The sequence below is a fragment of the Hymenobacter sp. B81 genome, assembly GCF_044628455.1.
In the GTDB taxonomy this organism is placed as follows: Bacteria; Bacteroidota; Bacteroidia; order Cytophagales; family Hymenobacteraceae; genus Solirubrum.
The window spans coordinates 1,223,407-1,235,249 of record NZ_JBIYZW010000002.1; the positions used below are offsets into that span (position 1 = coordinate 1,223,407).

Below are 11,843 nucleotides of genomic sequence, written 5' to 3' on the forward strand. Positions count from 1 at the left end.
GCGCCGCCCGCGGAGGAATTATTCGACGGCCAGGCGTTTGGTGACCTGGGCGTCGCCGGCCTGCACGCGTACGGTGTACACGCCGGTGGCCAGGGGCTGCACGTCGAGCGTGAGCTGGGCGCCGGCCGCCGGCAAGGCAGCCGTCTGCGTGAGCACCTGCTGGCCCAGGCTGTTGAAGAGCGTGACCTGCACCTTACCCGCGCCGGCTACGGCCGGCACCAGCAGGGTGGCCTGCCGCTGTGCCGGGTTGGGGAACAGGGCCACGGCGGCGGCCGTCAGGCCGGTGTGCGTGGCCAGGGGCCGGGCGGCCTCGAAGCGCAGCGTGAAGCGGCCGTTGAGCAGGGCCGCGCCCGTCGCCGCGAAGCTGTAGCTGGGCTGCTGGCGCAGGTTCACCGTCTGGCCCGTCACGGCGTCGTGCAGGAAGGCGTCGGCGCTGGCCAGGTTCAGCAGCTGGCTGGCTTCGAAGGTGTAGGTGCCGGCGCGCGGTACGTCCACGCCCAGCGGCACCACGGTAGTCGCCGTGAGCTGGGGCAGGCCGTTGATGGCCAGTTCGGCCCCGGCCGCCAGCGCGTAGAGCGAGGGGGCGCCGCCGGTGTTGTGCTGAATCTTCAGCGCATCGTAGCGGGTGTCGACCCCGGCGGTGGCGCCGGCTTCAAAGTACACGAAGGCCTCGTCGCTGAGCCCCGTGCTGCCGCGCAGCGCGAGCTGCACCAGGGGGCGCGTCTCGCCCCCGCGGTTGAACGTGGGCTGGGGCGCAAACTCGGTGAGGCGGGCGGCGTTGGTCAGCGTGAGCGTGGCCTGGGTGCTGCCCTGGCTGACGCGCACGAAGAAGCCCTGGCCCAGGCCGATGAGCGGGTTGCCCACGCCGTTGACGTAGCTGCGGTAGCTGCCGCCGTACTGCGAGGTGCTCTGGAACACGTACATGGCGTTGTCGAGGCCGGCCGGCACCGCTACCTGGCTCCAGTCCAGGGGCGCGGGGTAGGGGTTGCCCACCAGGTGCCAGCCGCCGGCCGGGGTGGTGCGCGCCAGGCTGCGGCTCACGGGGCCGTTGTTGAGGGTGCCCACGAAGTCCACCGTCTGCGAAGCCGGGATGTTCACCGTGTAGCCCTGGCCCACCGCCAGCGGGCTGCTGGGCGCGGCGGGCGAGAACCAACCCTTGTCGAAGACCGACAGGGTGGTGGCCGGGCTGCTGGTCAGGCGGCTCTCGTCGTAGCCGAACACGGTGGGGAAGGGCGTGACCAGGTTCGGCGTGGCCGAGCTGTTGTAGGCCGGGTTCACCACCGGCGCGTAGCCGGCCGTGGTCAGGTCACTCACCGGGGTGTTGCTCACGGGCGAAGAGTAGTGGCGGTAGCCGGGGCCGGCGTTCAGGGCGGGGCTGATGTAGCGCTGCACCGTGGCCGCGCCGTTGACCGTGCCGCCGGTGTTGTCGACCAGCGCCGTGCCATCGGCCGAGGAGAGCAGGGTGAGCACGCGGCTGTTGAGGGTGAGGTTGCCGCTGCTCAGGCGCAGCACCTGGGCCACGCTCAGGCCGCTGCTCAGGGTCAGGCCGGCGGCGTTGCTCACCGTCAGGTTGCGCACGCGGCTGGGCAGGCCCGGGCCGGTCGACTGGGGCGCACTGCCCGCGTACACGTAGGTGGCGTCGTTGCTGTAGCTGCGGGCGCCGCTCACCTGAATGGCGCCGGTGCTGCCGGTGGGGGCAATGCCGGCCGGGCTGCAGATGCTGAGCTGGCCGCCGGCCTGCAGCACGAAGCTGCCCGGGCCGCTGATGGTCTGGCAATTGGTGTTCAGCACGCCGCCGTTTTGCACCGTGAGCGTACCGGTTACCACCAGCTCGTCGCTCAGAGTAGCCACTCCGCTGCCGGTGATGGTTACGTTGTTGTAGGTTCCCTGCACCGAGCGGGTGTTGTCCACCACCAGGTTCTGCGCCGGCGTGGTCACGCAGATGCTGAAGGTTTTGCTGGCGGGGTTGGGCGAGTAGGGGTAGTAGCGCAGGTAGTACTGCGTGCCCACCGTCAGGTTGCTCAGATTCAGCGTCTCGTTGTTGCCGCTGGCATCAGCGCAGGCCAGGTTGGTGCTGCTGGCGCAGTTGCCGCTACGCACGTCCAGCACGCCGTCGAAGGTGCCGGTAACCGAGATGGTGTGAGCCGTGCTAGTGGCTACGAAGCGGTACCATACGTCCTGGGCGGGAGCCGTGCCCGTGAAGCCACCGCACACGATGGGCGCCAGCGACTGCGTGGCGCCGGCCACCGTGCCGTTGGTAGCCGAGCAGCTGCCACCCGGGGCCGAAGGCGTCAGGGCCACGGCGCCGCTGCAGTTATCGTTGGCCGGGGCGGCGGGCGGTGCGGTGGTGGTGAATGTCACTACCACCGGCTGCGAGATGCCGCCGTTGCTGCAGTTGGTGGTGATGGTCACCGTGTACTGCGTGCCGGGCTGCAGGCCGGTCAGGCTGATGGGCGAGGTAGTGAACGTGCCAGTAGCCAGCAGCGTGGTGTCGCTGAGCGTGACGCTGTAGTTGGTAGCGCCCGCAGCGGCCGTGAAGCTGAGCGAGGCGGTGTTTTCGGTGATGCTACCGGCAGCGGCGTTGGTAACGCCGGCGCAGGGCGCATTGGCGGGCGAAGTCACGCAGATGGTGAAGTTGCCGTAGGTCGTGGCGTAGTAGTCGAACACGCGCACGTAGTAAGTGCTGCCCACCGTGAGGCCGGTGGCCACCAGCGTTTCGGTGCCGCCGCCGAAGGTGTTGTCGACGCACTGCAGGCTGGCGCCGCTCGCGCAGCTGCCGCCGCGCAGGTTCACTACGGCGTCGAAGCCGGTGGCGCCGGCCACGGTGATGGTGTGCTGGGTGGCCGTGGCTACGAACGAGTACCACACGTCATCGTCGGCATTGCCGCCGCAGGGGTTGGCGCCGGCCGAGGCCGTGGCACCACGGGTGGTGCCGGCGGTAGTCGAGCAAGCGGCGCCGGGGGCACCGACGGTGAGGGCCGTGGCCGTGGCGCAGTTGTCGTTGGTCGGCGGCAGGGGCATGGTGGTGAAGCTGTAGGCCGGCGTCGAGGTGGCCGTCTGGCCGCCGCCGCAGTTGCTGGTCACCGTCACCGCGTACTGGGTGTTGGCCGCCAGACCGGTCAGGGCGACCGGCGAAGCCGGGCCCGAAGCCGTAATGGCCGGGCCCGAAGCCGGGGTAGCCGTCACAGTGTAGCTGGTGGCCCCGTTGCCGGCCACGAAGGTGATGTTGGCCGAATTGGCCATTACCGCCGTCGAGCTGATGCTGCTGGGAGCCGCGCAGGGAGCCGGCGTGGTCACGCAGATGGTGAAGTTGCCCGAGCCCGAGCCGGTGAAGTAGTCGAATACGCGCACCAGATAGGTGGCTCCCACCGTCAGGCCCGTGGCCGTGATGGACTCAGTGCCGGCCGCGCCGGAGTTATCGGCGCAGGCTACCAGGTTGGTGCCGGGGCAGGCGCCCGAGCGCAGGTTCAGCACGGCATCAAAACTGCTGCTGCCCGTCACCGACACGGTGTGCTGGGTAGCGGTGGCCACGAAGGAGTACCACACGTCGTCATCGGCGGTGCCCACGCAGGTGCCGAGCGAACCGGTGGAGGCGGTAGCGCCGGCCGTGGTGCCGGCCGTGGCGGTGCAGCTGGCCCCGGCGGCGCCGGGCGTCAGGGCAATGGCCCCGCTGCACTCGTTGTTGACCGGCACGGCGGGCGGCGCGGCCGAGGTGAAGACTACCGTTACGGTGCTCGACACGCCGCCGTTGCTGCAGTTGGTGGTGATGGTCACCGTGTAGGAAGTGCTGGGCGTCAGGCCGGTCAGGTTTACCGGGCTGCCGCTGAGCGTGGCCGTGCTCACGGGGCCGCCGGCGGTGGGCGTCAGCGTGAGGAAGTAGCTGTCGGCATCGGGGGCGGCGTCGAAGGTGAGCTGGGCCGTGCTGGCCGTAGCCGTCGAGCCGGTGTTGGCCACGGCGGCGTTGGTAACCGCCGCGCAGGGCAGGTTGGCCGGGGTGGTGATGCAGATGTCGAAGTTACCCGAGCCCGAGCCGGCCACGGCGCTGTACACGCGCACGAAGTAGGTGGCGCCGGGCGTCAGGCCGGTAGCCACCAGGGTTTCGGCCCCGGCGCCGCCGCCACTGGCCGAGGCGTTCTGGCAGCTGATGTTGGTGCCGGTGCAGCCGGCCACGCCCGTGCGCAGCTCAATCACGGCGTCGAAGTCGAACACCGGCGTTACCGAAATGGAGTGGCGCGCGCCGGTGGCCACGAACGAGAACCACACGTCGCCGTCGGCCAGCGCGGTGCAGGGGCTGGTCACGCCCGACGAGGTAGCGCCCGCGGTGGTGTAGGTGGCGCCCGTGCAGCTGGCGCCGGGGGCGCCGGGCGTCAGGGCAATGGCCCCGCTGCACTCATCGTTGCCGATGCCGGTGCGGAAGCTGGTGGTGGCCGTAGCCGTCTGACCGCCGCCGCAGTTGGTGGTTACCGTCACAGTGTACACCGTGTAGGGCGTCAGGCCGGTCAGGCGCAGCGAGTCGGCGCTGGTCACCGTCTGCGGCGAGCCGCCGGGCGAATACGTGACCGTGTAGCTGGTGGCGCCCGGCGCGGCGGCAAAGTTGAGGGTGGCCGCAGTGCTGGTGATGTTGGTCGTCGGGCCGAAGGCCACGCCCGGGCAGGCCGGGGTTACTTCCAGCTTCAGGTTGTCGAAGCCCAGGTCGTCGGCGCCAAAGTCGGAAGTGGCGCGGAAGCGGATGACGCTGGTGGCCGAGTTGGCCGCAAACGTCACCGAGCGGCCCCCGAAGGCGCCGGCCGTGCCCAGGCTGAGCAGGGGCGTCGCGTCGAAGGTCAGGCCGCCATCGGTGCTCAGCAGCACGTCCAGCTTGTCAGTGCCGGTGGGGTTGATGTAGTCGAAGGTCAGGGTCTTGGTGCCCGGGTCGCTCAGATCCACGAACAGGTCGAGCGAGCCGATGCCGCCGGCGGCCGTGCCGTAGGTGTGGAAGCGCGCCGAGTAGCTGCCCTGGCTGGCGGCCATCATGTAGGGCGCCGGCTCGTCGTTGATGTAGCGCCAGGCGCTGGTGGCGAAACCCTGGTCGTTGCGGCGCCAGGAGTTGTCGCCGGTCAGCGGGGTATTGCGCCAGTTGTCGCCGGGCACTTCGCTGTTGCCGCAGCGGCCGGGCCAGGTTTCAAAGCCCTGCGTAACCGGCAGCGAGGCGTAGGCCACGGCGGCGGGGTATACGCGCACCAGGGCCGCGCCCGAGGCCACGGCCTGACCCGAGCAGGTTACCACGGCCTGGAAGTAGGTGTTGCTGGTCAGGTTGGTGGCCGTGTAGGTGGGGTTGGTACCCACGCCGCTCACGTTGCTGTAGGAGCCCGGAGCCCCGGTAGCCGACTGCTGCCACTGGTAAGTAACGCCGGTGCCCGGCGCGGCGCCCGACAACGACAGCGTGGTAGAAGCTACCGTGCCGCAGCCGGTGGTAACCGAGGCCACGGCGGTGCCGGGCACCGGCGGGGCCGTGCAGGGTACGGGCGGCGTGAAGGTGTACTGCAGGCCGCTGGCCGGGCGCACCGTGCTGCTGAGCGTCATCACCGCCGTGTTGGCCGTGCCGGCCGCGGTGGCGCTCCAGCTGGTGGTGCTGGTGCGGTTGTAATACACGGTGTTGCTGGCGCCGCGCAGGCCCACCTGGGTGGTGCTGGCCACGGCCGAGTTCACCGAGTTGGTGCCGTAGGCGAAGGTAATCTGGTTGCTGCCCTCGCTCAGGCGCACTTGGAAGTTCAGGTTGTCGGCGCGGTAGCCGCCGTCGTAGCGCAGGAAGTTGCGCCACTGCACCACGAAGGTGCGGTTGGGCGCGCTGCCCAGGGTTTCGTAGCGGATTTCGCCCAGGCTGCCGGTGGCCAGAGAGCCCGACAGGTCGCGCCCCAGGGGAGCAATGGCGCCGGCGTAGCCCGTGGCCGAGGACAGGGGCGTGTAGGTGGTGCCCGCGGGCGCCGTGGCGCCGAACGTCATAAAGCCGTTGGTGCTGACGCGGAAGCCGGTGTAGCTGCTGCCACCAAAGTTAAAACCGAACGGAATGGTGCCATCGGGCAGGGTGAACACCGCGTCGTCGAGCAGCCCCGGATCGGAGGTGGCGCCGGCTACGGCAGTAGCCACGGCCGTGCCGCCCGTCAGGGGCGCGTAGGTGCCGGTGCTTTGCGCAAAGGTGTACAGGTTTACCTGCGCCCGCAGGCTCAGCGGAGCCAGCAGCGTCAGCAGGGCCAGTAGCCAGCTCAGGCGGGGTCGGAGGGAAGGCCCGCGCGTTGTTCGGGCCCGACCAGCGTGTAATTGTTGGGGCATATGGTGTGGATTTGGAAGTGGAAAAAAGGAACGGATGCAAAGCAGGGAGCCGGCAAGCAACCTTTTTATAGGAAAAGATACTTTGGATAATGCAATGCCGGCTTATGGCCTATTTCCAGATTTATGCTTTGATAAACAATAGCTTGTTGATATTTTTTTGCTTGCATTTGGACGCAGGCGGTGGATTTTGAAATCGTATGTCTTGGATAAACCATATTGAATCGACTGGGCAGCCCGCGCGAATGCCTGCTGGTACTATGCGTTGATAGATATGCGGCTATGTTTGTCCAATTTGGACGCGGCCTTGAAGGGCTCCGGTTCCGCATTGTACCTTTAGCCCCCTGCCAGCCCCGCTTCATGTCCGATTCTTCCGCCCTCGACCTCACCCAGCACTACCAGCAGAAAATCCGGCAGGCCTCGACCGAGGTGGGCAAGGTGGTGGTGGGCCAGCAGTACATGCTCAACCGCCTGCTGATCGGGCTTTTCACCGGCGGGCACATCCTGCTCGAGGGCGTGCCCGGCCTGGCCAAGACGCTTACCATCAGCACGCTGGCCCGGGTGCTGCGCCTGCACTTCCAGCGGGTGCAGTTCACGCCCGACCTGCTGCCCTCCGATCTGGTGGGCACCATGATCTACAACCAGAACCAGTCGGAGTTTGAAGTCAAGAAGGGGCCCATCTTCGCCAACCTGGTGCTGGCCGACGAGGTGAACCGCTCGCCCGCCAAGGTGCAGAGCGCCCTGCTCGAGGCCATGCAGGAAAAACAGGTAACCATCGGCGAAACCACCTACCCGCTCGATCTGCCCTTCCTGGTGCTGGCCACCCAGAACCCGGTGGAGCACGAGGGCACCTACCCGCTGCCCGAGGCCCAGGTCGACCGCTTCATGATGAAGGTGTACGTGGACTACCTCAAGAAAACCGAGGAGCTGGAGGTAATGCGCCGCATGGCCAACCTCTCCTACACCAGCGACGTGCAGCCCGTGCTCAGCAAGGAAGACGTGTTCGGCATTCGCAACCTCATCAACCAGGTACAGATTTCCGACACGCTGGAGAAGTACATCATCGAGCTGATCTTCGCCACGCGCAAGCCCGCCGAGTACGACCTGGCCGACTTTGCGCCCTACGTGCAGTACGGCGTGAGCCCGCGCGCCAGCATTGCCATTCACCGCGCCGCCCGCGCCGTGGCCTTCTTCGACGAGCGCGACTACGTGCTGCCCGAAGACATCAAGGAAGTGGCCGCCGACGTGCTCAACCACCGCATCATGCTCACCTACGAAGCCGAGGCCGACGGTGTGCGCACCCAGGATTTGATCGAGGCCATGCTACGCAAGGTGCCCATCAGTTAAGGTGCTTTGGTAACGTGGTGCGCTGCGCGCTGATGTGATTGAATGTGGAAAATGTGCTTCGCTGCGCTGATGTGCTGAGTTGCGAATATGATGATGCCGTTCAGGTTAGCCCGTCGGCTCCGCAGGCACTGCCGATTCCCCAGCAGCACATCGGCGCAGCGCCCCATTAGCCCCTGGGCACATTCAAGTACATTTTCCACATTCTCCACGTTAGTGAACCACATTCAATCACACTAGCGAAGCGACCCACATTCGCGCGCAGCGCCCCACATTCCCTCACATTCCCTTGTCCCGCTTTTCCAAAACCCTCCGGGCCCTGGGCAGCCTCGTGCGCAACCCCTGGCTGCTGAACCACGTGCTGGCGGCCGACGAAGCCGACTGGCAAACCCGCGCCCGGCAACACGCGCCGCGCTGGCAGCTGAATGAGTACGGCCTGCCCGAAACCCCGCTGACGGAGCTGCTGCCGCCCGGCGGCGACGCCGTGCAGCCCTTTGCCTTCGGCGGCGGCGGCTCGCTGCCCACCGATTTGCTGCTGCTGCGCGCCCTGGCCCGCCGGCAGCCCCGGTGCCGCTACTTCGAGATTGGTACCTGGCGGGGCGAAAGCGCAGCGGCTGTGGCCGCAGTAGCGGCCAGCGTGCACACGCTCAACCTCTCGGCCGCCGAAATGCACGGGCTGGGCCTGAGCCAGCCCTATATCGACCTGCACGGGCACTTCTCGCGGCCCCTACCCAACGTGACGCACCTGCACGGCAACTCCGCCCAATTCGACTTCGCCGGCCTCGGGCCCTTCGACGTGGTGTTCATCGACGGCGACCACCGCTACGAGGCCGTGCGCCGCGACACCGAGCGCGTATTTGCCGAGCTCTTGCACCCGCAGTCGGTGGTGGTGTGGCACGATGCCAGCCGGCAGCCGGGGCAGCCCCGCTGGGAAGTGCTGGCCGGCCTGCTCGACGGGCTGCCCGCCGCGGCCGGCGGCCACCTGTACGCCGTGCGCAACACCCTCTGCGCCCTCTACAGCCCGCTGCCGCTGCCGTCGGCCGCGCACCAGCCCTTCGCCGTGCCCGACCCGGCCTTCCGCGTGCACGTGCAGCCCCTGCTCGGCTGATTGATTGCCCAAAGACTGAGCGGGCTTCGGCCCAAGCTCCGCCCCGACAGCCCGCAAACGTACGGGCGGTTAGGGCGGGCCTTCAGCTTGGCCGGCGCCAGCGGCGCAGGTCCTGCCAGCGGGGCAGCAGCTCGCGCAGCGGGAGTTGGGTAGCGCGCCGAAACCGCAGCACCAGGAACAGCGCCGAAGCCAGGTAGGAAGCCGTGGTAGCCAGGGCCGCGCCCCGGGCGCCGTAGCGCGGAATGAGCACCGCCCCGGCCAGCAGGGTTAGCGCAATGCCCGTCAGCTGGGCCAGGTTGTTGACGCGGTACTGGGCCAGGCCGGCGAAGTAGCTGCTCAGTACAATGCTCAGGCTGATGGCCAGCGTACCCGGTGCCAGCAGCCCAATGATGGGACGAGCCGCGCCAAACTCGGGGCCGAAGATGCCGGCCAGCGCCCAGGTCGGCAGCAGCACCAGCAGCAGCACCGCCGCGGCCGTGGCTAGCAAGGCCAGCCGGGCCGTGCGGGCGGTGGCCCGGGCCCCGGCCTGCGGGTCGGCCGAGTGCACCAGGTCGAGGTACTGCACCTGGGCGGCCGAGCGGGGAATCAGCCAGATGGCCTCGGCCAGCGCCGTGCCCACCGACAGCACGCCCACGGCCCCGGTGCCGGCCCAGGCCGCCACGAAGTAGTAGCCGAGGCGGTAGTTAAGAAAAGACAAGATGTTGGACAGGTGCGCGCCCCGGCTGTGGCGAGCCAGCTCGCGCAGGGTCTCGCGCCAGCTCGCGGCGGCGGGTGCGGCGGGAGTGGCCCGCAGCAGCAGCTCCAGCGCCAGCAGCAGCGGCAGGGCGTAGGCCGGGTAGCTGGCCCACCAGTAGGCCGCGATGCTGCGCTCGGCCAGCAGCGCCAGCCCCGCCCACAGCCCGCCCGCCAGCACCGCCGCCTGCCCCAGGTTCAGCCAGTGGAAGGCCGGTTCGCGGCGGCGGGCCAGCAGCAGTAGGGTGACAATGGAAAAGGCGGCCTGCAGCCAGGTGATGCCCAGCAGGTGCGCCGTGTAGGTGGGGCCGGGCTGCCGCCACAGCCACACCGCCGCGGTGCCCAGCACGCTCACCACCGTGGCCCAGGCCGCGGCCGGCAGTAGTAGCTGCCAGGGGTTGCGCCGGGCGCCCAGGTAAATCAGCGACGAGCCGCCCAGCAGCCCGCTAAACAGCAGCAGCAGCGACACGTCGGTGATAAACAAACTGACCTGCCCGCGGCCGGCGGCGCCCAGAAAGCGGGCCGTCAGCAGCACCACCGCGAAGTTGAGCAGGGCAATGCCGAGGCGGGTGGCAAATGTGTGCAGCAGGCGGCCCAGCATAATCTAACGGGCGGCGGCAGTGGCGGAAGCAGCACCCAGCACCCGCGCGTAGAGCTCGGCAAACTGCCGGCCCACGGCCGGGTAGCTGAACCGGGCCACGGCCGGCGTGCGCAAGGCCTCGGGCTGGGGGAGGGGCTGGCTCAATAGCTCGTCGAGGGCCTGTTCCAGGGCGGCTTCGTCGCGGGGCATCACCAGGCGGCCGCGGGCGTCGTGGCCGGGCAGCAGCTCGGGTACGCCGCCCACCCGGGTAGCCACGGCCGGCAGCCCGCTGGCCTGGGCCTCGATGAGCACGCAGGGCAGGTTCTCGTAGTTGCTGAAGAGCACGAACACCCCGGCCCGGCGCATCTCGGCGGCCACCGCCACGTGGTCGAGCTTGCCCAGAAACGTTACCGCGCCCGACTCCATCAGCCCCAGCTCCCGGGCCAGGGCCCGCAGCTGGGCGTCGTAGGGGCCGTAGCCCACCACGCGCAGGGTAAGCTGGGGGCGGCGCGGGCGCAGGCGGGCCACCACGCGCAGCAGCCCGCTCAGGTTCTTGGCCTGCTCGTTGAAAGCCGCCACGTGCAGCAGCCGCCCGCCGCGTTGCTGCTCGTCAATCGACGGTACGATTGGGGCCGGATCGGGGCGGAACAGCTCGGTGTCGACCACGTTGGGAATCACGAAGCTTTGGGGGTTGACGGCCCCCAGCCGGGCCAGGGCAGCCCGCAGGTCGGCCGAAACGGTGTGCAGGGCCGCGGCGGCGCGCACCACCCGGGCCGTGAGCCAGCGCCGCAGTCGCCCGATGCGGTGGGCGTTAGGCGGCAGGTACAGCGTCCAGTGCTCGGTAATTACGAAGGGAATGCCCGTGAGCAGCTTCAGCCCCCACGCCGCCAGGCCGGTGCGCAGCAGCACGTGCACGTGCACCAGCTGCGGGCGGCCCCAGCGGCGGCGCAGGCGCCCGTAGCCGTGCAGCAGGCAGCCAAAGTACAGCAGCAGCTTGAGCAGCTTGTCGAGGGGAGGCAGGCCGGTGGGGCGGGCGCGGTAGTAGTAGCGCAGGGTGGGCACGGCGGCCGCCCAGTCGGCCACGTACTCCACCAGCCGCGGCTGGGGCCCCTGCGCCACGGTGGCGTAGAGCACCGCCGCCCGGGCATGGGGCGCGATGGCGGCGATGTGCCGCTCCACGAAGTCGCCGTCGAGGTCGTCGTAACGATTCGGGTACCATTTGGGCAGCATCAGCACGCGGGGCAGCGACGACGACATGGGGCGGGGGAGCAACCGGGGAAGGGGGCTTCGAACGCGCAAGCTACGGCATTCGGGCATTGGCCGGGGCCAAACCGGCCCACCAGGTACCCGCGCCGGCTGCCCTTCGGCCCGGCGCGGCCGCCCGATGGCCGCCTCGCGCCGAGCCAATCGACCGGCCGCCGCCGGTCGAACGCCTGCCCATCCAGGTCAAATCAACCCACTGATTCGGCCAGCTCGCGAACGGGTTCAGGCCACGCCTCCTGTCGATAGCTCCCAACTAACCGGCCGGCTTGCTTGAATCGACCTATCGTCGAATCTGTTTGACAAGCCTGGTTTTGTCATGCTTCGACAAGCTCAGCATGACGCTCTGGTTGTTTTCTCAGATTTCCTGAACAGCCTCGTCTTCAGTGAAACGCCCTATCGTTTTACTGAAGACGATACTATGTCTTTCGCAAAACGATAGGTCATCTTGCCAAAGACGTAGTATCGTCTCGAATAAAAGACCGCAGTCTTTCGGGTAAAAGACTGCAGTCT

The 11,843-nt window shown here is 68.5% G+C and carries 5 protein-coding genes; 2 read left to right on the plus strand and 3 right to left on the minus strand.

Annotated features, from left to right (window positions below):
• Nucleotides 1-18 precede the first annotated feature (18 nt).
• A complete protein-coding gene (locus tag ACE191_RS16445; RefSeq protein WP_400193329.1) occupies nt 19-6,309 on the minus strand; it encodes a fibronectin type III domain-containing protein in 6,291 nt (2,096 codons plus the stop codon).
• 357 nt (nt 6,310-6,666) lie between these two features.
• Between ACE191_RS16445 and ACE191_RS16450 the strand changes: the two genes are divergently transcribed.
• Nucleotides 6,667-7,653, plus strand: coding sequence for an AAA family ATPase (locus ACE191_RS16450; RefSeq protein WP_400193330.1), 987 nt, complete (start codon nt 6,667-6,669; stop codon nt 7,651-7,653).
• Between the two features lie 286 nt (nt 7,654-7,939).
• The gene (locus ACE191_RS16455; protein ID WP_400193331.1) at nt 7,940-8,758 is read left to right on the plus strand and encodes a class I SAM-dependent methyltransferase; all 819 of its coding nucleotides are present in this window, start codon (nt 7,940-7,942) and stop codon (nt 8,756-8,758) included.
• Between the two features lie 82 nt (nt 8,759-8,840).
• On the opposite strand, the gene ACE191_RS16460 is transcribed toward ACE191_RS16455, so the two are convergent.
• A complete protein-coding gene (locus tag ACE191_RS16460; RefSeq protein WP_400193332.1) occupies nt 8,841-10,091 on the minus strand; it encodes a lipopolysaccharide biosynthesis protein in 1,251 nt (416 codons plus the stop codon).
• A 3-nt stretch (nt 10,092-10,094) separates the two neighbouring features.
• The gene (locus ACE191_RS16465) at nt 10,095-11,327 is read right to left on the minus strand and encodes a glycosyltransferase (RefSeq protein ID WP_400193333.1); all 1,233 of its coding nucleotides are present in this window, start codon (nt 11,325-11,327) and stop codon (nt 10,095-10,097) included.
• Between the last annotated feature and the right edge of the window lie 516 nt (nt 11,328-11,843).